General features: G+C 47.9%; 17 protein-coding genes. 5 read left to right on the forward strand and 12 right to left on the reverse strand.

Annotation, left to right across the window (positions count from 1 at the left end):
• Positions 1 to 380 precede the first annotated feature (380 nt).
• Entirely contained in the window at positions 381 to 3,581 is a 3,201-nt protein-coding gene (locus BLQ79_RS00925; RefSeq protein WP_091362866.1) for a DUF3427 domain-containing protein, read from the reverse strand.
• Positions 3,582 to 3,690: 109 nt separating this feature from the next.
• On the opposite strand from BLQ79_RS00925, the gene BLQ79_RS00930 reads away from it, so the two are divergent.
• The gene (locus BLQ79_RS00930) at positions 3,691 to 4,212 is read left to right on the forward strand and encodes a nitroreductase family protein (RefSeq protein ID WP_159427810.1); all 522 of its coding nucleotides are present in this window, start codon (positions 3,691 to 3,693) and stop codon (positions 4,210 to 4,212) included.
• A gap of 11 nt (positions 4,213 to 4,223) precedes the next feature.
• Positions 4,224 to 4,667, forward strand: coding sequence for a DUF523 domain-containing protein (locus BLQ79_RS00935; protein ID WP_091362871.1), 444 nt, complete (start codon positions 4,224 to 4,226; stop codon positions 4,665 to 4,667).
• Positions 4,668 to 4,749: 82 nt separating this feature from the next.
• On the opposite strand, the gene BLQ79_RS00940 is transcribed toward BLQ79_RS00935, so the two are convergent.
• Positions 4,750 to 7,515: a heavy metal translocating P-type ATPase gene (locus BLQ79_RS00940; RefSeq protein ID WP_091362873.1), complete on the reverse strand. Its 2,766-nt coding sequence runs from the start codon at positions 7,513 to 7,515 to the stop codon at positions 4,750 to 4,752.
• Positions 7,516 to 7,552: 37 nt separating this feature from the next.
• Entirely contained in the window at positions 7,553 to 7,879 is a 327-nt protein-coding gene (locus tag BLQ79_RS00945) for a metal-sensing transcriptional repressor (RefSeq protein WP_091362874.1), read from the reverse strand.
• Between the two features lie 262 nt (positions 7,880 to 8,141).
• Between BLQ79_RS00945 and BLQ79_RS00950 the strand changes: the two genes are divergently transcribed.
• Positions 8,142 to 9,539 carry an aspartate ammonia-lyase gene (locus BLQ79_RS00950; RefSeq protein ID WP_091362876.1) on the forward strand — a complete coding sequence of 466 codons (1,398 nt, stop codon included), beginning with the start codon at positions 8,142 to 8,144 and terminating at the stop codon, positions 9,537 to 9,539.
• Between the two features lie 285 nt (positions 9,540 to 9,824).
• Here the strand turns inward: BLQ79_RS00950 and BLQ79_RS00955 are convergent, their stop codons facing one another.
• The 3 genes from BLQ79_RS00955 to nrdD all read right to left on the reverse strand — a co-directional run bounded on the left by BLQ79_RS00955 (position 9,825) and on the right by nrdD (position 13,618).
• Complete coding sequence (locus tag BLQ79_RS00955; protein WP_091362878.1) at positions 9,825 to 10,634, reverse strand: DNA-3-methyladenine glycosylase family protein; 810 nt, start codon at positions 10,632 to 10,634, stop codon at positions 9,825 to 9,827.
• An 88-nt stretch (positions 10,635 to 10,722) separates the two neighbouring features.
• On the reverse strand, positions 10,723 to 11,277 hold the full coding sequence (nrdG, locus tag BLQ79_RS00960) for an anaerobic ribonucleoside-triphosphate reductase activating protein (protein WP_091362879.1): 555 nt from the start codon (positions 11,275 to 11,277) through the stop codon (positions 10,723 to 10,725).
• A gap of 133 nt (positions 11,278 to 11,410) precedes the next feature.
• Positions 11,411 to 13,618 (reverse strand): anaerobic ribonucleoside-triphosphate reductase, encoded by a 2,208-nt coding sequence (nrdD, locus tag BLQ79_RS00965; RefSeq protein ID WP_091362881.1) that lies wholly within the window; start codon positions 13,616 to 13,618, stop codon positions 11,411 to 11,413.
• Positions 13,619 to 14,180: 562 nt separating this feature from the next.
• Here nrdD and BLQ79_RS00970 point away from each other — a divergent pair.
• Together BLQ79_RS00970 and upp are read left to right on the forward strand one after the other, a co-directional pair.
• Positions 14,181 to 14,957 (forward strand): TatD family hydrolase, encoded by a 777-nt coding sequence (locus BLQ79_RS00970; protein WP_091362883.1) that lies wholly within the window; start codon positions 14,181 to 14,183, stop codon positions 14,955 to 14,957.
• Positions 14,958 to 15,067: 110 nt separating this feature from the next.
• Complete coding sequence (upp, locus tag BLQ79_RS00975) at positions 15,068 to 15,691, forward strand: uracil phosphoribosyltransferase (RefSeq protein ID WP_091362884.1); 624 nt, start codon at positions 15,068 to 15,070, stop codon at positions 15,689 to 15,691.
• A gap of 242 nt (positions 15,692 to 15,933) precedes the next feature.
• Here the strand turns inward: upp and BLQ79_RS00980 are convergent, their stop codons facing one another.
• The 6 genes from BLQ79_RS00980 to BLQ79_RS01005 all read right to left on the reverse strand — a co-directional run bounded on the left by BLQ79_RS00980 (position 15,934) and on the right by BLQ79_RS01005 (position 22,219).
• A complete protein-coding gene (locus BLQ79_RS00980; protein ID WP_091362886.1) occupies positions 15,934 to 16,665 on the reverse strand; it encodes a uracil-DNA glycosylase in 732 nt (243 codons plus the stop codon).
• A gap of 24 nt (positions 16,666 to 16,689) precedes the next feature.
• Positions 16,690 to 18,051 carry a replicative DNA helicase gene (gene dnaB, locus BLQ79_RS00985; RefSeq protein ID WP_091363001.1) on the reverse strand — a complete coding sequence of 454 codons (1,362 nt, stop codon included), beginning with the start codon at positions 18,049 to 18,051 and terminating at the stop codon, positions 16,690 to 16,692.
• Between the two features lie 71 nt (positions 18,052 to 18,122).
• Entirely contained in the window at positions 18,123 to 20,042 is a 1,920-nt protein-coding gene (lonC, locus tag BLQ79_RS00990; protein WP_234944882.1) for a Lon family ATP-dependent protease, read from the reverse strand.
• A gap of 295 nt (positions 20,043 to 20,337) precedes the next feature.
• Positions 20,338 to 20,913, reverse strand: a complete 576-nt coding sequence (yfbR, locus tag BLQ79_RS00995; RefSeq protein ID WP_091362888.1) for a 5'-deoxynucleotidase — start codon at positions 20,911 to 20,913, stop codon at positions 20,338 to 20,340.
• Positions 20,910 to 21,722, reverse strand: coding sequence for a bifunctional hydroxymethylpyrimidine kinase/phosphomethylpyrimidine kinase (thiD, locus tag BLQ79_RS01000; RefSeq protein ID WP_234944883.1), 813 nt, complete (start codon positions 21,720 to 21,722; stop codon positions 20,910 to 20,912). The genes yfbR and thiD overlap by 4 nt, the downstream gene beginning before the upstream one ends.
• On the reverse strand, positions 21,722 to 22,219 hold the full coding sequence (locus tag BLQ79_RS01005) for a SixA phosphatase family protein (RefSeq protein ID WP_091362890.1): 498 nt from the start codon (positions 22,217 to 22,219) through the stop codon (positions 21,722 to 21,724). The genes thiD and BLQ79_RS01005 overlap by 1 nt, the downstream gene beginning before the upstream one ends.
• Between the last annotated feature and the right edge of the window lie 22 nt (positions 22,220 to 22,241).

The raw sequence follows: 22,241 nt of genomic DNA on the forward strand, positions 1-22,241 counted from the left end.
ATCAGGGATAACCGAAAAGGGCATGGGTTAATCGGCAGGGAACGCCGGAGCCTTCTCCGTTAACTTTCTGAAATCTGACAGTACACTTTCCTGTATAACAGCAGGTATCGTACACATGCCTCACATCAGTTTCCCACATAGAACGCCATTCCTGCCGGGTCAATTACAGGACTCACATTCTTCTTACTTCAAACAACCTTACCTCCACCCCTCCTTCTCCGGGAAAATTATAACTCTTTTAATACAAATAGTATAATAATATAAAATCTATATATCGTTTTTGTAAACCAATAATTAAAAAGAAGCCACTGCCAGATGTATATCATTCTGGTGTGGTTTCTTTTTATTGATACACTATATTATAAATTATAAGAACTGGTTCAGATAACTCCGCTAGCCGCTGTTTCCCTAAGGTACTTAGCCGGAATTGGATGTCTGAGCTTATATATGATGCTCATAGGCTGACTCCCCTGCCAGCTGGCGATATCCGCTGCCCCAAGGAAAGTATATGGCATAGATCGTTTATACGCATCTACTTTGGCACTCCGCACAAAGAGCAATACAATATTTCCCTTTTCCCGCTGATGTATATATCTCTGTCCAGTGGCTGACTCAGGCCGTATCTTATTCTGACTCTGCCAATGGAAAAGATTTTTATCTATCGCATAATCCTCATATAAAGTGGTCTGTGAAAATTCCTTCTCCGTCTTGTTTAATGTGATTAAAAGCACATCTGTCCCTGCGGTAACTACGTCGCTGTTCCCACTGGTCAGGTACCTTACTCCTTCTCTGACACTTCCCGGCTTGCCATATCCAAGTGCAGCTAAAATCTGATTTCGTGTATACGTGGAATATACATCCAGCGCACAAGTATATGGTAGATTTTCCTGCATAGGAATAACATCTACTCTACCGTACTGCATCTCCAGCACCTCATTCACTTCTTCTGCCAGAGGCTTGATTTCAGAGAGGCGTGTCAAGGCATCCCAGGGGGATTTCATTCCTGCCTGGTCGTAATCCTGCATCCAAAGGGTGTATTGCCACATCCTTATATATTGCTTTTGTACTGCGGATATAGGAACGGGTCCATGTACCAGACTCTGCTGTATGAATCGTATCCACTTAGGTGAATCCATGGAAATAATCTTAGGCATCGCTTTGGCCACTATTTTTTCCATGCCCTCCTCATCGGAAAAAGGAGGGATAATCCCTGCATCTATGCAAAGGCGGGTAAATGTCCGTTTTCCATTATAGAAAACTTCCGGTTCAATCCCAGCCGCTTTAAAAAACTCCTGTACATGCGGTACCCGCCGGTCTGATGCACAATATAATTCCTGTACAAGTTCCTTATAGAAATCACTGTTCCTCAATCGTTTCCGGATATTATCCAGTATGTTTTTTTCCGCAATTTCTTCCAACTGTATTGAACAGCCTTTAGGAACGTGCGGGAATTTATTTTTTATTTCCTTAGAAATCTGCACGTGCCTTTTACCAAGAAGTGAAGAAAAACGGGATGCAAAATCATATTTGGTATTAGCCTGCGCCACAAAATCCAGAACGGTAAGACAGTCTTTCCCTTTAGATAATCGGAGACCTCTCCCCAACTGCTGAAGGAATACAGTCATACTGTTGGTTGGTCGCAAAAACAGGACCGTATTCACTTCTGGAATATCCACGCCTTCATTGAATAAATCCACTACAAAAAGACATTTTAACTCCCCACTGGCCAGCTGGGTGCAAGCAGAATCTCGTTCTTCCTTTTTAGAATCCGCATCCAACGCCATGGACGGGATATTATGCTTCTCGAAATACTCGGCCATAAAATGAGCATGTTTCTTAGATACGCAGAAGCCTAAGGCCTTCACATCACGGATATCGGCTGTATATCTGTCTAATGCACCGAGTATCTGCCCGGCTCGTTTATCTGCCGTATAGTGATCCAACGCATAAATTCTGGTCAACTCTTCGTTATCATAGTGACCATTAGTCCATTTCACATGGGTTAAGTCAATAGCATCAGTCACTCCAAAGTAATGAAATGGGCAAAGAAGCCGCTTTTCAATCGCATCAGGCAGTCGAATCTCTGCTGCCAGGTGGCCATCAAAATATTTCAAGATACTCTTTCCATCCATACGTTCCGGTGTAGCGGTGAGTCCAAGTAAAATCTTAGGCTTAAAATACGACAGAAGTTTCTGGTAAGAAGCTGCTGCCGCATGATGGAATTCGTCCACAATAACCATGTCATAATAGGCTGGATTCATCTTTTCCCAAAGTTTAAGACTGTTCAATGTCTGCACAGAAATAAAGAGATGTTCTGTCCGCTTTGCCTTATATTCACCTACTGCCAGATTCCCAAACTGAGGGTTCTTTAGTGCCTGACGAAAACACTGTATGCTCTGTTCCAAGATTTCCTTTCGGTGGGCAACAAAAAGAAGCCTGGCTGTCTTTCCCTCCTTTTTCTGCCGTTCACAGAACGACCGATAATCAAAGGCAGAAATTGCAGTTTTTCCTGTACCGGTAGCTGCTACTACCAGATTTTTCCAATGGTTCCTGTCAATCCGTTCCGCCCATAAAGCATCCAAAATTGCCTGCTGATATGTATAAGGTTTGATTTCGAAATAATAGCGCCCCTGACTTCCCGTCTTGCCACGATTTCTTACCGCATCAATTTCTGCTTCCAGAGCCTCTATATCCTCTGTATGAACCGTATTAAACCCAGGAGAATGCCAGTATCCTTCAAAGGAGGCTTCCATTTTCCGCATAACTTCCGGCATATCCTGTTTGGCAATTTTCATATTCCATTCCAATCCATCCGCAATGGCTGCATGAGACAAATTAGACGACCCCACATAGGCCGTAGAAAATCCACTATTCCGATGGAACATATAGGCTTTAGCATGAAGCCGGGTCCGATCCGTATCATGAGACATACGGACTTCGGTATTAGGCAATTCAGTCAACACCTTTACAGCCTTGGCATCGGTAGCCCCCATATAAGTGGTAGTGATGACACGGAGCTGGCCCCCTCGTTCCGTAAAGCGCCGCAAATCAGGAAGTATCATAGTGAGCCCGGAAAACTTAATGAACGAGACAAGGAAATCTATTCGGTCAGAAGATAATATTTCCCGACTCAGTTCCGATGCCATAGAAGCTTCCGCCTTATCATTGGTAAAAAGGAATGACCTGGTCAACGGAGTCTCTGGGCGTACCCATTCCTGTTCCTTAATCTTATTCCGTCGATGTTCCAATGAGGTAAGCAGAAAGTTCTCTTTTACCACTTCTTCTTTCCCTTGCAGAACATCGGCCTGTTGGACCAATTCCTGAATCAGCCGGTTGATAACCGATACTTCTCTCTGCTTGGACTCTTTTCCCGTTCTGTCCTCATCTGCAATATCCTTCAATGTCAGTCTGACCAGTTTTTCTAAATATTTTGCTAAATAGGGTACTGCCTCATGACTGTCCAAATCTTCAAAATTCGCCCATATGGTTTTATCGGCCAGTGCCTTTTTTATCTTTTCCTCTAAGGATTGAGAGACTACTTCCTCATAAATCCCATCCGGTAAATGCTGTATATCCGACATAATCGTGATTCCTCCTGCATATTATATCCATTATAGCAGCCCCATGGGGAGAAAAATTAAACACTGTGTTCTCCATGCTATACTGAATATATATTTCAGGAGGTGGCTTATGGATTTTGAACAGGTTCTGTCTTTGCGGCGTTCTGTTCGCCAGTTTCAGAATAAGGAGATTCCGGAGACTCTGATTAATAAGATGGTGCGTGCCGGAGAGTGTTCGCCTGTCGGCAAGGCGGATTTCTCGCATTATGCCATAGCGGTTATCACGGATTCTGACATTCTTTCTTCGCTGGCTGCAGAAGATGAGAAAATCACCGGGCGGGGAAATCCTGTATTTGATGCGCCTCTGGTATTCCTGATTATGTCCAGAGATGGCGCATTAGATGATTCGATAAAGCTTAATGCAGGAATTATTGCGGAAAATATTCATCTGGAGGCTACCAATCTGGGACTGGCTTCGGTCTGTGTATACAGTTTTATCCGCAACCTGAAAAACCGGAAAGAAGATAGTTCATGGTTACCCCGCATGGATCTTCCGAAAGGATATCATCCAGAATTTGCTGTAGCCGTGGGGTATCCGGCAACAGAAATTAAAGAGCGTCCATGCCGCGCCCGGATACCGGTTTTCCGCTGAAGGAGGAGCTCATGAAACCATGTACTGTACTGGTCAGCGCCTGTCTCCTGGGACACAACGTAAAATATAATGGCGGAAACAACGACAATTCCGCCGTCCACGCTTTTCTTCGGGATAAACAGGTCATCCCCGTATGCCCGGAAGTCCTTTCCGGCATGCCGGTTCCCCGACCTCCGGTGGAACTCTGTAAAGGGCGGGTCATCAACGAAAAGGGGATGGATCTTACCGCCATTTATCAGAAGGGCGTGGACCGGGTGATTCAGCAGCTTAGGGGAAAATCTGTAGACCTGGCTGTACTCAAGGCTAAAAGTCCCACCTGCGGAAACCGGGAAATCTACGATGGAACCTTTTCCCATCACCTCGTTCCCGGGCAGGGACTCCTGGCCGCAGCCCTCACGAAACTTGGCATCCCGGTGCTGAACGAAAAGGATGTAGAGTCTCTCATGAATCGCTGATATATCTGACATGACAAAAGCTCCATTTTTCCGAATTTTCCGGAAAAATGGAGTTTTTTGTCATGCTTATATTCCGTTCTTCTTATTTTTCAATGCCAAGGAATTTATAATCTTTTCCTTCTACTGCCGCCTGAATGTCCTTATCGGCTACGGCGTGGGAGAGAGTCAGCACCGCTTCTCCTTTTTCGTGAGATACTTCAGCCTGTTCCACTCCGTCCAGTGCTTCCAGTGCTTTCTTTACTGTGGCTTCACAATGACCACACATCATTCCTTCAATTTTTACTGTTTCTTTCATTTTGTTTTCCTCCTTATCAGGGATTGTCCCTTTATAAACATATCCAGCCTGGGTAATGGCTTCTTCTATTGATTTTTCCTCCACATTTCTGTGGCAGATAATCTGCACTTCTCCCCGGGCATGATCGGCATGCGCCTCCTTAATCCCGGAAATCTTTTCCAATGCCCCCTTCACCCGGTTTTCACAATGACCGCACATCATACCATCCACCTGGATGGTCATTCGCCTTTCTTCCGGCGTTTCGACTGTCTTTTCCCGGGCTGCCCGATGACGCAACGGTTTATCATGCCTGGAATTATGAACATCCGTCCAGTTCAGCCGCAGCGCATTCAGGCACACGGTGACGCTGGAAATGGACATAGCCGCTGCTCCCCACATAGGATTCATGTGGATTCCCGGATACAGCCCAGCCGCCATGGGGATAAGCAGTACATTGTACGCAAAAGCCCAGAAAAGATTTTCGTAGATATTTTTCAGCGTCTTCCGGCTGAGGCGTACGGCGGCTGACACATCAGTGAGCCGGGAATTCATAAGAACGATATCCGCCGAATCTACTGCCACATCAGTACCGGTACCGATGGCAATACCTGTATCTGCCCGGACCAGTGCCGGCGCATCATTGATACCATCGCCCACCATGGCCGTGCGTCCTCGTTTCTGCAGATTCCGGATTGTCGCTTCTTTCCCATCGGGAAGTACTCCGGCAATGACGGAATCCACACCGGCCATTTTTGCAATGGCACGAGCGGTCTTCTCGTTGTCGCCAGTGAGCATGATGGTTTCAATTCCCATGTTCCGAAGTTCCTGAATCGCCTGAGCGGAATCGGACTTGATTACGTCAGCCGCCCCGAGCATGCCCAGATATTCATCATCCCTTACAAAGAGAAGGGGTGTCTTTCCTTCCTCTGCCAGTCGTTCTGCCTCTTTCCGAACGGTGTCAGAAATAGAGATGCGGGAAGAAATGAAAGACAGGGACCCACCCATAAGAGCATGACCTTCCACGGTGCCGGAAATCCCATGTCCCGGAAGATTTCTGAATCCGGTAATTTCCCGTTTCAAAAGGCCCAGGGCTTCCGCCTTCTCCGTCACCGCTCTGGCCAACGGATGTTCCGACGGGCTTTCCAGAGCATACGCCAGGGAAAGAAATTCTTTCTCTGACAGACCGGCGGCCGGAAGGATATCCGTAATCTGCGGTTTTCCCTCGGTAATGGTACCGGTCTTATCCAATGCCACAATCTGTATTTTCCCCGCATTTTCCAGTGCTTCGCTGGTTTTGAAGAGAATGCCGTTTCTGGCTCCCACCCCATTGCCCACCATGATGGCCACTGGAGTAGCTAGCCCCAGGGCACATGGACAGGAAATAACCAGAACGCTGATGCCATAAGTCAGAGCTTCTGCCAGACTGGCGCCCAGCATGAGCCACACGATGGTAACTACGACAGCGATGCCAATGACCGCCGGCACAAATACAGCAGATACCTTATCGGCAATGCGGGCAATCGGCGCTTTGGTAGCCGCCGCATCGCTGACCATGCGGATAATCTGGGCGAATCCGGTGTCTTCCCCTACTCTGAGGGCTTTTACCCGGATAAATCCGGAGGTATTGTGGGTAGCTGCACTGACCTTATCCCCTTCGCCTTTATCTACCGGTACGGATTCTCCGGTAAGTGCCGATTCATCCACCGAGGTTTCTCCGGAAAGGATAATGCCATCCGCAGGGATGGATTCCCCGGGGCGTACGGCCAGAATATCCCCCGGCTGCACTTCGTCGGCGGCAATGGTGACTTCTTTACCGTCTCTTTCCACCACCGCGGTTTTCGGTGCAATTTTCATGAGCTGTTTCAGCGCATCGGTAGTCCTTCCTTTGGACATGGATTCCAGCATCTTCCCCACCGTAATCAGGGCCGGAATCATGGCAGCCGATTCAAAATACAGCTGATTCCTATACAGGTCCTCCACCAGGGAAACCGGAGCGCCCTGCGAAACCGCCACAGTTATTTTAAATAATACTGTCAGCGACCAGAGAAAGGATATACCGGATCCCAACGCCACCAGAGTGTCCATATTAGGCGCTCCCATAAGAAAGGAACGGGTTCCGGAGGCAAAGAATGCATGATTAATCTGCATCACTATGAGGGCCAGCAGCATCTGCAGAACCGCAAGCCCCGCATAATTTCCATCAAGGAAATCAGGAAGCGGCATGCCCAGCATATTATGTCCCATGGTTATGGACATAAGGAGCAGAAGAAAAATAATGGACAGCAACAGCCGGCGTTTCAGTTTCGGAGTTTCCCTGTCCTTTAATGCCTCTTCTCCGGCGCGAAGCTGAGCTGCCGCTCCGCTTTTTTTCTCTGCCTCCAGCGGGCGGGCCCCATACCCTGCTTTTTCCACCGCCTCCTCTATAGCTTCATCTGACGCATTTCCCTCCACTCCCATGGAATTGGTGAGAAGGGATACCGCTACCGATTTTACTCCCGGTACCGCCGATACCGCCTTTTCCACATGCGCCTGGCAGGCAGAGCAGGTCATGCCCGTTACTATATATTTTTTCAAATAAATCACCTTCTTATCATTACTGCAACTGCTTCGGTTATTTCATCAGCTTCTGCAGCATATTACAGAGTTCGTCCACCTTACCTTCGCCGCCTTCACGGATTTCCTCGGTCACGCAGCCCCGGATATGGGCTTCCAGAAGCTGTCGGTTAAAGCTGTGAATAGCGCAGGCAGCCGCTGAAGACTGCATAAGGATATCCGGGCAGTATGCATCATTCTCTACCATTTTTTCCAATCCTCTTATCTGGCCTTCTATGCGGCGAAGCCGGGAAAGAAGCCGTTTCTTTTCTTCGTCGTTCCGCCAGGTATGCCGCTTACAGCAATTTTCATCCGTATGATTTATATTTTCCTTCTTTTTGTCCATAAAGCATCCTCCTGTGCATAATATACCCCCATAGGGTATATTATGTCAATAATCCCCATCTGATACTGCCAGGCTGTCTTCTGTTCCTTACATTTTTGTGTATTCACTTATTTGATCAAATTTGCACTTCTTAAAAGAGTGTATCCTTAAAACATATGCATTGACGTTGATAGTTATACTTAAATGTGGTATTATACCTACAAGATTAATTGATTAAGCATACATTTATTAAATTATATGTATTTTCACAAAGGAGATTACAATGCGTATTGAACACGATTTTCTCGGCGAACTGCAGGTTCCGGATGATGCTTACTATGGTGTACAGACCATGCGTGCCATCCAAAATTTCCAGATTACCGGACAGCATCTGGATCCGGATTTCATTAAAGCTATCGCCACAGTAAAGAAGGCTGCCTGCCTGACCAACATGGAAACAGGCCGTATGCCAAAGGAAATCGGAAAAGCCATTGTACAGGCTGCCGATGAGATTATTGCCGGCAAAATGTTGGATCAGTTCCCATTGGACCCGATTCAGGGTGGTGCCGGAACATCCATCAACATGAACATGAACGAAGTTTTGTGCAACCGCGCACTGGAAATTCTCGGCTATGAACGTGGCCGCTATGATATCATCTCCCCAAACAACCATGCCAACATGGCACAGTCCACTAACGATGCCTTCCCAACCAGTATCAAGGTCTGCATTCTGAGAAAGGCCGAAATTCTGAACGATGCCCTTATCAATATGGCACGGGAATTTGAAAAGAAGGGCGTGGAATTTGAAGACGTAATCAAGATGGGACGTACCCACCTGCAGGATGCGGTTCCGATCACTCTTGGCGAAGAAATGACTTCTTACGGCTCGGTAGTCCGCCGCTGCATCTGGAGAATTACCCGCTCCCTTGGCGCACTGCAGAACATTAACATGGGCGGCACCGCAGTAGGTACCGGCCTCAATGCGGAAGTGGAATATATCAAAAAGTTCCCGCCGATTCTGTCCGACCTGGTTGGTTTCCAGTTTGAATCCGCTCCCAACCTGATTGATACCACCAACAGTACTGACTGCTTCGCTGAAGTTTCCTCTGCACTGAAGGTATCTGCCCTGTCCCTCATCAAGATTGCCAACGATATGCGTCTCATGGCCTCCGGCCCACGCTGCGGCCTCAATGAAATCAAACTGCCACCACGTCAGCCAGGTTCTTCCATCATGCCAGGCAAGGTAAACCCGGTTATCGCCGAAGTACTTGACCAGACCTGCTATCATGTAATCGGCAACGATCTGGCCGTTACCATGGCTGTAGAAAATGGTCAGCTGGAACTGAACGTTATGGAACCAGTACTGGCATTCAATCTGTTCAATTCCTTCCGTTATCTCACCAATGCCATCAACACATTCACCAACCTGCTCCTCAAGGACCTGAAGGCTAACAAGGAACAGTGCCAGAAGTGGGTTGATAACAGTGTAGGTATCATCACCGCCCTGCTTCCGCATCTGGGATATGAAAAGTGCTCTGCTATTGCCAAGGAAGCATATAACCAGGGTACGCCGGTCAAGGAAATCATCATGCGTGAAAAACTCATGACCAGAGAAAGAATGGAAGAAATCCTTTCCCCATTTGAAATGACCCATCCGGGGATTGCCGGCGGAAAGAAGTAAAAAACAGACGTCAGACAGGGAGCGTTTCCCTCCCTGACTTCAGACAAAACTGAAAAGCAGAAAGAATCAATTTTCGTTTGATTCTTTCTGCTTTTCTATTACCCAGACCACACGGGGTTACAGAACCATTTAGTCTGATAATCTGATTTGCCAGAATGAGGATGGCCAGTTAAGCAGTGTCTATACTTATAGGTATGGCACAACCGCCTGCCGATGCGCAAAGCAAATCTGCCTCCCCCCTGTCTTTTCCCCTCTTACCTCAATTCGCGTACCTTTCTTTTCTGCTCATCTTTCATTTCTGATGTAGTAAAACATGTACTGCTGCATAATCCCCGCAGTTTCCGGATAGAGTACAAATGGATTTCGGCCTCCATAATGTTCCCGGATTACCCGTTCAATCCATACATCTATCGGTGCACGGGATATGCGATGAAATCCGAAGAGGGCTGTGCAGTTGGCCACTTTGATACCCACCCCGGGAAATTCCAGAAGTTTTTCCATAAGTGTCTCATCAGGAAGACTATTCCATTGGGAAAGATGTATCTTTTCTCTGCATACCCGTTTCACTGTCTGGTAAATGTAGGGAGCCCTGTACCCCAGAGAGCATTCCCGGAGGTCCTCCTCTGACAGACGGGCCAGCTCCCCTGGCCGTGGAAAAGTATAAAAGTTTTCCCCGCCTTCTTCACAAAGGGTTCCTGCCTTTTCACACAACATCTCCACCGCACTTCGGATGGCCGGAATGGATTTCCTCTGAGAAATTATAAACGTTATGAGCATTTCCCATGGATCCTGCCTGAGAATGCGTATCCCCTGGCTGTACTCTGCTGCCCAGGTAAGATAAGTATCCGAGTCGGGAATGGAACGGCGTATAGCGGCATAGGAGGCATTTAAATCAAAGTACGGTTTCCAGGTATGCTTCCAGTTCCACCGGGAGCAGTCCACCTCATACCGCCCGTCTCCCAGTTCCTGTATGTGCAGGAGATGTTTCCCGGTAATGAAACGATAGCGTCCATCCGGAATCTTCACCGGCCGGAAACACTGGCCGCTGTCAATGATGCGCTGCAGATTAAAATCATCGTGTATAGTAATTATCATAAATTTTCCTGTAAATCAGTAAATCAAAAGCGGGCTGGAGAAAACCGGAATGTCCTATTTTCCCTATGCCCGTCTTTTTTGTCATATTTTAAAGATGCGTCTTTGGATTCATTGTCGTAATGCCCGGTTTCCAGAGCACAATCTTTCCTTCCTTCCGGGAGCGCTGTACATCAATAGTACGCTGATTGGATGACCCCTTAAACAGCAAGGTAATATCTTTCTTAGCCAGTATGAATTCTCCATCTACCAATACATCAATGCGTTTAAGTAACTCTTCCGTTTCCGGCATCACTTTGCAGAAATGCCCGAGCAGGTCTTCATCATACAGGTATCCGGTGTAGCACCAGAGGTCTTTTTCCGGATAAGTCTCCTTAAACCGCTTAACCAGCGGAAGCAGTCCCTTCTGATTCACCGGTTCCATCGGTTCACCGCCCAGCAGAGTGATTCCCTGATAACAGTCCTGTGCCATCTGTTTCATAATATAGTCTATGGTTTCCTCTGTAAAAGGCTGTCCATAGTCAAAATCCCAGGTCATCTGGTTGAAGCATCCCTTGCAGTGGTGAGTGCATCCGGACACAAACAGGGAAAGCCGGATTCCCGGACCATTGGCGATGTCATACGTCTTAATATTTGAGTAGTTCAAAGGAACCTCCTGTGAAAAATCCATGATTCAGAAATGATAAAAGGTGATGTAAAAACGATGTAACGCTTTTGACACCACCTTTTACTGTATATATGCCTGTTATAAGCGCTGTATCAGGTCATACAGGAGCATATCAGAGGTGTAGTACTCTGTCCTTGATTTCCTGTGTACGGCCCTGGTTCCAGAACTGTGTGCCGATATAACCGCAGGTACGGCGGGCAACGGACATCTGATGCTGATCGGTGTTGCCGCATTTCGGGCACTTCCAGATTAACTTGCCATCTTCATCTTCAACGATCTGAATTTCGCCATCATATCCGCACTTCATGCAGTAATCGCTCTTGGTATTCAGTTCTGCATACATAATGTTGTCATAAATATACTTCATTACCGTGAGAACTGCCGGAATATTGTTCTGCATGTTCGGCACTTCAATGTAGCTGATAGCGCCGCCTGGAGAAAGTCTCTGGAAATCAGATTCGAACTTGAGCTTATGGAATGCATCAATCTGTTCATGTACATGAACATGATAGCTGTTGGTAATATAGTTCTTGTCGGTTACACCTGGAATGATGCCAAAGCGCTTCTGCAGGCACTTGGCAAACTTATAGGTTGTGGATTCCATCGGGGTTCCATATACGGAATAGCTGATGTTTTCAGCCTTCTTCCATTCTGCGCACTTGTCATTCAGTCTCTGCATAACCTTGAGAGCAAATTCCCGTCCTTCCGGAGTGGTATGGGACTTGCCAAGCATACGTACGCACATTTCGTACAGTCCGGCATATCCCAGGGAGATGGTGGAATAGCCATTGTAGAGGAGCTTATCAATGGTTTCACCCTTCTTGAGTCTTGCCAGAGCGCCATACTGCCAGAGGATTGGTGCTACATCGGACACGGTCCCCAGCAGACGTTCATGACGGCAACGGAGTGCTCTGTGGCAGAGTTCCAGACGTTCATCCAGAATCTTCCAGAATGCATCCATATCCCCGTAGGAAGAGCATGCCACATCCACCAGATTGATGGTCACTACGCCCTGATTGAAACGGCCATAGAACTTGTGGCTTCCATCCGGATTTCTCTGGCGGTCTTCCACAGTGAGGAAAGAACGGCATCCCATGCAGGTGTATACATTGCCCTGCTTGAGCTGCTTCATGATCTTAGCAGAAATGTAGTCCGGTACCATACGCTTAGCCGTGCACTGTGCAGCCAGTTCGGTAAGGTAGTAATATGGAGAATCTTCGTGAATGTTGTCTTCATCCAGTACGTAAATAAGCTTCGGGAACGCCGGGGTAATCCATACACCCTTTTCATTCTTTACGCCCTGCATACGCTGGCGGAGTACTTCTTCAATAATCATAGCCAGGTCTTCCCGTGTCTGGCCTTCCGGTACTTCATCCAGGTACATGAACATGGTTACAAACGGAGCCTGTCCATTACAGGTCATCAGAGTAATCAGCTGGTACTGAATGGTCTGAATACCGCTCTTTACTTCTTCTGCCAGACGATGCTTTACAATCTTGGCAATCACTGCATCATCCAGGGATTCACCGCATTCTTTCCGTTCTTCTATAACCTGCTTCCTGATCTTCTGGCGGCTTACATCTACAAAGGGTGCCAGATGGGACAGGGTGAAGGACTGTCCGCCGTACTGATTGGATGCTACCTGCGCAACAATCTGGGTAGTTACGTTGCAGGCAGTGAAGAAGCTGTGCGGCTTTTCAATCATAGTCTGGCTGATAACGGTTCCGTTCTGCAACATATCTTCCAGATTGATAAGGTCGCAGTTATGTTCACGCTGAGCAAAGTAGTCAGAATCATGGAAATGAATAATGCCTTCCTTGTGTGCCTTCACAATCTCTTCCGGCAGGAGAAGACGTTCTGTCAGGTCCTTGGATACTTCACCGGCCATGTAATCGCGCTGTGTGGAGTTAATTACCGGGTTCTTATTGGAATTTTCCTGCTTTACTTCTTCATTGGACAGGTCAATCAAAGAAAGGATTCCATTATCCGTAGTATTGGACTTACGGGAGATTTCTCTCTTATAACGATAACGGACATACTTCTGGGCTACTTCGTAGGCGCGCATTTCCATGATGCCGCGTTCCACCATATCCTGAATATCTTCTACGTTTACCGCATGAAGCATATTATTTACCGTCTTGGCTATGGTATCTGCTACAGCACGGATCTGAAAATCATTCATCTGGTGAAGTTCACTGACTTCCCTGTTGGCTGCAGCAATCGCATTGATAATCTTATGTCCATCAAATGCTACTTCCTGACCATTTCTCTTTATAACTCTTGTCTTTACTTCAATCAGATCACTCTTCAGCGGTGCCATATCCATAACCTCCATAAACATTCATAAAACTTCAGTATTTAAAGGCTTTTTGCCTTTTTTGTTTAGTTTACTCTATATACAATATGCTGTTCTTATTATTTTTTCAGCACTACATATTGTATGTCGTCCTTGACTATAATACTCCCCTGCCATCATATTTTCAACTCCAAAACATGTCCGCTTTTCTACCCATTTCACTTTTGACCATTCTCAATATCTCTGAAAAGTCAATGATAAGTGTACTTTTGCGCCTTTTGTTTTTTTCTGCAGCATCCGGAAAATTGAATCATATCTTTTTTGCATACAGGTTATTACTCTCAGGTATACTTCAGACACATTCGGCGTTTACTGCCTGTTCGTAATCTGTAAACCACTTTTATCCTTCTCTGTATATAACCATTATCTTTACTTCGATTCTGGTTGGTCTCCAGTTCCCCTTTGCGATAAAATAAAAGGACAGAAGGTTTCATTCCTTCTGTTTCCACTGAAAATATTCATTTACAATATATAGTATACCCGCCCCTGCCCGTGGGCAGGAAAGCGTCCATTGCAAGGAGGAACTATGCGTACTTATTATGATATTGGATTAAATCTGTTTGTCCGTTCATTTCATGACCCTGAAAAAATCATAGCCGATGCCGAAGCGGCCGGTGTATGCTGCATACTCACCGGTGCTCAGCCGGACGATAATGAAAAAGTGGATACCTTTGTCCGCACCCACGATGTATACGGTACTGCAGGTATCCATCCCCATGTAGCTCAGCACGCCACACCGGCCGACGTACTCCGCATAAGGGAAATCGTATCCTCCAACCCCCGCATTGTCGCCGTAGGAGAATGCGGCCTGGACTATGACCGCATGTATTCTCCCAGAGAAAAACAGCTCTCCGTATTCCGGTCCCTCATCCAGGCTGCGGAAGATCTCAACAAGCCGCTGTTCCTTCATGAACGGGAAGCAGAAAAAGACTTTATTTCCTGCTTTTCCGGCCACGAAGATATCTGCCACAGGTCAGTAGTCCATTGTTTCACCGGAAACCGTCAGATGGCCGAAAAACTCATTTCCATGGGATTTTACATCGGCATCACCGGGTGGATTTGTGATGAACGCCGTGCCGACGACCTCCGGGGGGCGGTAACAGCCATCCCACTGGACCGCATCATGATTGAAACGGATGCACCATATCTCACCCCCAGAGGATTCAACCTGCCGCGCACCAATGTACCGCAGAACATAACCTATGTAGCCGAAACCCTGGCTTCCTACATGGGCGTCCCCACGGAGGAACTGGTAAAGCATGCCAGAGAAAACACCGAGCGCTTCTTCGGAATCGGAAAATAAGCCATCCATTTGGCCCTTCTTTTACCCCGGCCTTTCAGCACCGGGGTATTTGTGTTATCATGTTATAGGCAAAATTACGATATGTTAACAAATTTGAAAGGGGAACCACTATGCAGGTAAATATTATTGACCACCCGTTAATCCAGCATAAGCTGACCATTATGCGCAAAAAGGAAACCAGTTCTGCTGATTTCAGAAAGCTTCTGGAAGAAATAACCATGCTGATGGGCTATGAAGCCACCCGTGACCTTCCTCTGGAAGATGTGGAAATTGAAACCCCGATACAGAAGACAGTGGGCAAGAGACTCACCGGAAAGAAAATCGCCATTGTCCCGGTACTCCGCGCCGGCTTTGGCATGGTCCAGGGGCTTCTTGACCTGATTCCATCTGCACGTATCGGCGTTATCGGTCTGTACAGAGATCCGGAAACCTTAAAACCGGTAGAATACTACTGCAAGCTGCCAAATATTGAAAACAGAAGCTTCATCATTGTCGATCCGATGCTGGCCACCGGCGGAAGCTCCGTAGCCGCTATCCAGATGCTCAAGGACAGAGGCGTAAAGGATATCCGCCTCATGTGCCTGGTTGCCGCACCGGAAGGCGTAGATACTGTAAACAAAGCTCATCCAGATGTAAAGATTTACACCGCCGCTGTAGATGAATGCCTGAACGAACACGGATATATCGTTCCAGGCCTCGGTGACGCCGGCGACAGAATCTTCGGAACCAAGTAAAAAACAGGTTAATTCTTTCAGAATTCAAAGGGGTTAGTAAGTGAATCCCGCCTGTAACTGCGAATACCAAATAAAAGAGGCTGTGCAAAAATGAAAAATCATTTTTGCACAGCCTCTTTTGCATTCTCGATTTTTATCAGGGAGGCTATTCACAAAATCCGCCTCATTAAAGTTTCGGAGATGTTTTTAGCGTCCAGAGCCGAAGTTTGCAATCCATGTGCCGCCGGCTCATCTCTGTCAGTTCATTTGGATTCTGCAAGCTCTTTACGCATCAGAATCCGCTGAGCATACATCTCTGTCAGGTCAGGCACATTCCCGCTCTTCCAGACCCAGTCCGGAGCCAGAGCTGCCGCTTTATCCCTTGCCGCCATGAGATCGTAATATACGGCCCATTTGGCCTCCACCTGGGCATGTCCCTCCTGCCGGAGAAGATAGGCCGGATGAAATGTGGGCATCACCGGAATGCCATGCCAGGATATCCAGTGTCCCCGGTTTCGGATAATTCCGGCTTCCCGGCCAAGGAAGAACCGGAGTGCCGGTTTGCCAAGTGCGACGATAACTTTCGGTTTCACCAGACCGATTTCCCTTACCAGCCAGCGGGATGCACAGAAATATCCTTCCTGCTGCGTCGGTGTACGGTTTCCTCTGGGGCGGCATTTTACAATATTGGTTACATATACATGGTCGCGGGTAATCCCTACAGACAGCAGGGCCCGGTCAAGAAGCTGTCCGGACGGCCCGATAAGCGGCAGTCCGTGTTCATCTTCCACACTGCCAGGGCCCTCCCCGACCAGCATAAGCGGTGCCGGGCATGGGCCTGTAGAAAGGACAGGACCATGCCCGCCTTCCCGGCGGAGCGGACAGGCCCGACAGTGATAAAACTCCCTTTCCATGCCTTCATAATCCGTTTCCTCCGGAGGTTTCTTCTCTTCCGCCTCCCGGTCCCACCAGTCTTCATTTCCCCATAAATCCATACGCTCAGCCCTTTCCTGACGTGCTTACATACCTTCCGGTTCTTCCTGGTTCGTCAGTTCATAGAACAGTGTGAACTGACCTGCAAAGTACATCTCAATGGTCCCTACCGGGCCATTACGGTTCTTAGCCAGGATGACTTCTGTCGCATTGTTCTTTTCATCATCATCCTGCATTTCCTTGTTATAGTAAGCTTCACGATACAGAAAACCTACCATATCCGCATCCTGTTCCAGAGAGCCGGATTCACGCAGGTCAGACAGCATCGGGCGATGGTCCTGACGGGATTCCACGCTTCGGGACAGCTGGGACAGAGCGATAACCGGTACGTTGAGTTCACGGGCCAGACTCTTTAAGGAGCGGGAAATCTCAGAAATTTCCTGCTGCCTGTTTTCACTGGCACGGCTGGAGTTTCCCCGCATAAGCTGGAGATAGTCAATCATGATAATATCCAGGCCCCGTTCCGCCTTCAGCCTTCTGGCCTTGGAACGGACTTCGGATACGGAAATCCCCGGAGTGTCATCAATATAAAGCGGAGCATTAATCAGATGACCTGCTGCCGCTGCCAGGTTCCTCCATTCTTCCTGGCTGGTAATGCGCCCGGTTCTCAGTTTCTGGCTGTCAATCAGTGCTGTGGAGCAAAGCAGACGCTGTACCAGCTGTTCTCTCGACATTTCCAGAGAAAAGAATGCTACCGTCTTATGATCACTGGAAAGCGACATATTCTTGGCAATATTAAGTACGAAAGCGGTCTTACCCATGGATGGACGGGCAGCAATGATTATGAAATCGCCTTTCTGAAATCCGCTGGTAAATGCATCCAGCTTGGCAAACCCGGTAGAAAGCCCGGTAACGCCCTGCTTGTTCTGAAATTTTTCATTGATTTCTTCCAGTGCATGCTGCACCGCTTCCCCGATAGGGATGAAATCACTCTTTCGTTCATCCTTGGCTACTTCCAGAATGCGCCGTTCTGCATCATCGACAATATCCTGCACGGATTCGCGTTCGCTGTACGCATTGTCAGCAATGGTACCAGCCGCATCAATCAGATGACGGAGTTTTGATTTTTCCTGCACAATCTTAGCATGTTCCCCTACCGATTTGGTGGAAAACACCTTCTCTGCCAGGCTGTTGATATAGATGACTCCTCCTACATCATCCAGTCGTCCCATACGGCGAAGTTCTTCTGTGACGGTAAGAATATCCGCTTCCTTATTGTTTCTTGCCAGATTTAAAATAGCTTCAAAAATAATACCGTCCGCATCCCGGTAAAAGTCATCAGACCGGAGCATATCTTCTGCGGTGACGATGGCCTCCTTATCCAGAAGCATGGCCCCCAGTACGGCCTGCTCTGCATCCAGATTCTGTGGCGGCACACGGCTCACCAGCATATTATCAGTGGAAGTATTTCTTCTGCCGTCATCTCGTCGGTTCCATTTCTTTGTTTCTTCCTGTGGCATTATTTACTCCCCTTCATTTTCTGTTTTTTTCTTACCAGCATATGTTCCAGTATATCCTGTATGGTATCTACCGGGATAACCTTCATATGCATATATTCACTGCCCATATCCAGGGCATTCTGCTTCGGTATGAGGATGGCCTTCATACCTCCCTGATGGGCACCAAACGCCTTTTCTGCAATGCCACCCACAGGCTTTATCCTTCCTGACAGGGAAATCTCCCCGGTCACCGCAATATCCTGACGCAGCGGTTTTCCTGTAAGTGCCGAAATGATGGCACAGGTAATGGCTGCTCCGGCAGAGGGACCATCAATATTTCCTCCCCCTACCACATTGACATGCACATCGTAATCAGAAAGGTTCTTTCCTGTAATCATGCGCACCACCGAGCTGGCATTGGTTACTGAATCTCTGGCCATGGACCCTGCGGTGTCATTAAAATGGATGGTACCTTTTTCTCTGTTTCCCAGTGGGTGTACCACCGCTTCTATTTCAATAGTGCTCCCCCAGTAACCGGCGACCCCCAGTCCGTAAATATGTCCCACCTGAGGCACCGGGGATGCCACGCGAAATTGCCACGGAGTCAGATGGGCCGACCGGGCTGCTTCTTTCAGTGTATCCCTGGTTACAGTGACCTGCCTGCATCCATCCGCCTCATAAACAGACAGGCTATAAGCATCAGTAAGCAGGCTTACCGCCTTTCGTCCTTCCATGGTATATTCACTCACCATATCCGGCACCCCATCTTCCAGCTTTACATGAAGACGTGTGGCCGCCTCTCTGACAATGCGGGATATATCTTCCGGCTGCAGGGGATTAAAAAACACCTCAGCACACCGGGAGCGGATAGCCGGACAGATTTCATCCGGCTGACGGGTTGTCGCCCCGATAAGAATGAAATCTGCAGGTGCTCCGTCACGGAAAAGCTTCCGGATGTAGGAAGGAATGGCCTTGTTATCTTCATCATAGTAGGCCGATTCAAAAAATACCCGCTTATCTTCCAGCACTTTCAGCAGCTTATTGAGCAGCAGCGGATCCAGTTCTCCGATTTCATCGATGAACAGTATGCCCCCATGAGCCCTGGTAACCAGGCCCGGTTTAGGTTCAGGGATTCCGGAATCTGCCAGATTTCTTCTGGCTCCCTGATAAATAGGGTCATGTACTGAACCAATCAGCGGATTGGTCATATCCCGGTTGTCCCAGCGCAGGGTGGTACCATCACATTCCACAAACGGCGCATCCGGCCCGAACACCGAACTATCCCGTTTTTTAGCTTCTTCCAGTACCAGTCTCGCCGTGGTCGTTTTGCCCACACCTGGCGGACCATACAGAATCAGGTGCTGCGGATAAGGAGAAGCAATGCGGGCTGCTGTGGCTTTAACTGCGTCATCCTGCCCCACAATATCGGAAAGCTTCTGCGGGCGCACCTGAGCAAGAGCTGCGTCGGTAAGATGTATTTCATCCAGGGCTTTCAGCTTTTCCAGTTTATTCCTTTCCTGCTCGGTTTCCCCTGCTCCCTCTTCTTTCAGAATTTCCTTCCGGATTTCATTGACATAGTCCTGCTGCCGTTCTTCCAGCCTGGCAGCAATCTTCCGTTCCAGCCGCTCTTCCACTGCGCGCCGGGCCAGCAGTTCAGACAGCCGGTTTTCCAGCTTGTCCATCACTACCGGCATATCTTCCGGCGATGGAGGAATATGATAATCCCTGCTTTCCAGAATCAGTCGCTGCAGACCAAGCAGTCGTTTCCCTGGATTTTCATCATGTATATATTTCAGTGCATCATACTTTCCGGCGTTTATAATCAGCTGTTCAGGTCCTACTGTCCCTGCATAGATCCGGTAAATGGCGTCTATCTGTTTTTTCAGTTCATCCTGCCTGATTTCCTCCTCATCTCCCCGATGAAGAAGTCGATTCAGCATATTACTAAGCTCTTCCATACCCGCCTCGAAATTTCTGTGTTTCATTAATCTGTAAAAATCCGTCTCCTGCAAAAGATTATTTCTCTATGTCCCCTTATTTTAGCATAAATGCGTCTTCCTTTATAACGCCGGGATTATAGCATTGAAAAAGGGAAAATTCCATATTCTCTCTGCTGAAAGAATATGAAATCTTCCCGTAATTCAGTTAAATACCATTTACCGCCCTGTTTTATCAGGCAAAATCACTGTCTCCACTCAATTTCCGTACCTTCCATTTCCCCAGAAGACACTGTACTTATTCCATCTCATCCAACGTGAGAGTAAAGCTTTGGGCAAAATGATTGAGAAACCAGTCGGCTTCTCTGCAGTGCATATCCTCTATTTTCTTCTTTATTTCGTCATGTGCCTTTTTGAACTCATGATTGCCTGCCCGAAGCTCTTCCACACACTTCAGATAGGCTGACAGCGTATCCGCCGCCTTGGCCAGCGGCCAGAGTTCATCTTTTTCCATATCTACCACATAAGGTTTATATCCTGGCCGCATTTCTTCCGGCAATGTGCGAAGCAAACGTTCTCTGGCCATCATTTCAATCTTTTCATATTCCCCGTGCAGTGCCGGATTAAAATATTTTACCGGTGTAGGCAGATCCCCGGTAAACACTTCACTGGCATCATGATAAACCGCCAGCATGGCGCAGCGCTCCACATTGCATGGCACATGAAATACATCCCGGCGTATAACCGCCAGCGCATGAGCTATGGTGACTGTCTGCAGTGTATGTTCTGCATCATTTTCAGGCCACACGCTCTGCATAAGTCCCCATCGGCGAATCAGTTTAAGTCGTGCCAGATAAGCAAAGAAAGAATTCATTTCATCTTACCCCAGTCATTTCCATAAAACCAGAAATGGGATACCGGTCCATGCCCATGTCCCACTTTTTCCACAGCGGCTTTCCGAATAGCTCCGGTAAGATATTTTTTTGCCAGAGCTGCAGCCCTGACCACAGAATAGCCCTGGGCCAGATATACCGCCAGCGCACTGGATAAGGTGCATCCGGTGCCATGAGTATTTTCCGTATCTATTTTTTCTCCTCTGAACACGTGAAACGTCTCTCCATCATACAGGAAATCCGTTGCATCATGAACTTTATGTCCCCCTTTGATGAGTACTGCCTTCGGACCCAAGCCCATTATCTTTTCTGCAGCCTGCTTCATATCCTCTTCCGTATGGATGGCCATCCCGGAAAGCACTTCCGCTTCCGGAATATTTGGCGTTACCAGCGTAGCCAGCGGAATGAGCCGCTCCTTATAAGAAATGATGGCTTCCTCATCGAGAAGACGCGCGCCGGTAGTAGCTACCATCACTGGATCTACAACCAGAGGCGCCTGATTATGACTCTCCAGAAAGCCGGCCACCGTTTCCACGGTTTCCCGGCATGACAGCATCCCAGTCTTAACTGCATCAGGAACAATGTCGCTGTAAATGGCGGCAAGCTGTCCACGTATCATTGCCTGTGATACATTTTCCACCTTATCCACCCCCTGTGTGTTCTGTGCAGTTAAGGCAGAGATACAGCTCATTCCATAGGTCCCCAGCGCAGAAAAAGTCTTCAGATCGGCCTGCACACCTGCGCCGCCGGAAGAATCCGATCCGGCAATCGTAAGACATTTCTTTATCATTATTCCTCCTCAGATTCCCGATAGGAATCCTCTATCATCCTGCAAAGCCCAGGGGTAAGAAATGCCAGCAGCTTTCCTTCCCGCCAGGCCACATCATACCGTATAACGGCCATGGATGCCGGTGCAAATTTCAGTCCGGCTGAAGCGATGGACAGCAGATAGGACTGAAGGATCGGCTGATGACTCACCAGAATCAGCGGCCTTCCTTCCCGGATAAGCTGAGACGAAGTAAGTACCCAGGATGTCTGAATCAGTTTATCTGTCACCTGCACACCTTCTGCCCCGGCCAGTTCAGAAACCAGTACTTCTGCAGTTTCCCTGGTCCGCCGGTAAGGGCTGGCCCAGACGGTAAGGGGCTGATTACCAAGCAGCCTCTTCAGCAGTTCCGCTGACTTCTTTACCTGCCGGCGGCCTTTATCGGTGAGCCTTCTGCTCCGGTTCGAAACCTTATCTGTTTCCGGCTCCGCTTCCCCATGTCGTACCAGAATAATATACATAAGTTCCTCCTCAGAAACTAAC

Origin of the sequence: Dialister histaminiformans (genome assembly GCF_900103425.1) — a bacterium.
Classification (GTDB): Bacteria; Bacillota; Negativicutes; order Veillonellales; family Dialisteraceae; genus Allisonella; species Allisonella histaminiformans.

What these genes read in the sequence shown, in the direction of transcription:
- BLQ79_RS00930 (WP_159427810.1), top strand. Translation starts at nt 3,691, where the DNA reads ATGGATTTTGAACAGGTTCTGTCTTTGCGGCGTTCTGTTCGCCAGTTT.
- BLQ79_RS01005 (WP_091362890.1), bottom strand. Translation starts at nt 22,219, where the DNA reads ATGTATATTATTCTGGTACGACATGGGGAAGCGGAGCCGGAAACAGAT.
- BLQ79_RS00970 (WP_091362883.1), top strand. Translation starts at nt 14,181, where the DNA reads ATGCGTACTTATTATGATATTGGATTAAATCTGTTTGTCCGTTCATTT.
- BLQ79_RS00925 (WP_091362866.1), bottom strand. Translation starts at nt 3,581, where the DNA reads ATGTCGGATATACAGCATTTACCGGATGGGATTTATGAGGAAGTAGTC.
- thiD (WP_234944883.1), bottom strand. Translation starts at nt 21,722, where the DNA reads ATGATAAAGAAATGTCTTACGATTGCCGGATCGGATTCTTCCGGCGGC.
- BLQ79_RS00950 (WP_091362876.1), top strand. Translation starts at nt 8,142, where the DNA reads ATGCGTATTGAACACGATTTTCTCGGCGAACTGCAGGTTCCGGATGAT.
- nrdD (WP_091362881.1), bottom strand. Translation starts at nt 13,618, where the DNA reads ATGGCACCGCTGAAGAGTGATCTGATTGAAGTAAAGACAAGAGTTATA.
- yfbR (WP_091362888.1), bottom strand. Translation starts at nt 20,913, where the DNA reads ATGAATTCTTTCTTTGCTTATCTGGCACGACTTAAACTGATTCGCCGA.
- BLQ79_RS00945 (WP_091362874.1), bottom strand. Translation starts at nt 7,879, where the DNA reads ATGGACAAAAAGAAGGAAAATATAAATCATACGGATGAAAATTGCTGT.
- upp (WP_091362884.1), top strand. Translation starts at nt 15,068, where the DNA reads ATGCAGGTAAATATTATTGACCACCCGTTAATCCAGCATAAGCTGACC.
- BLQ79_RS00955 (WP_091362878.1), bottom strand. Translation starts at nt 10,634, where the DNA reads ATGATAATTACTATACACGATGATTTTAATCTGCAGCGCATCATTGAC.
- BLQ79_RS00980 (WP_091362886.1), bottom strand. Translation starts at nt 16,665, where the DNA reads ATGGATTTATGGGGAAATGAAGACTGGTGGGACCGGGAGGCGGAAGAG.
- lonC (WP_234944882.1), bottom strand. Translation starts at nt 20,042, where the DNA reads ATGCTGAATCGACTTCTTCATCGGGGAGATGAGGAGGAAATCAGGCAG.
- BLQ79_RS00935 (WP_091362871.1), top strand. Translation starts at nt 4,224, where the DNA reads ATGAAACCATGTACTGTACTGGTCAGCGCCTGTCTCCTGGGACACAAC.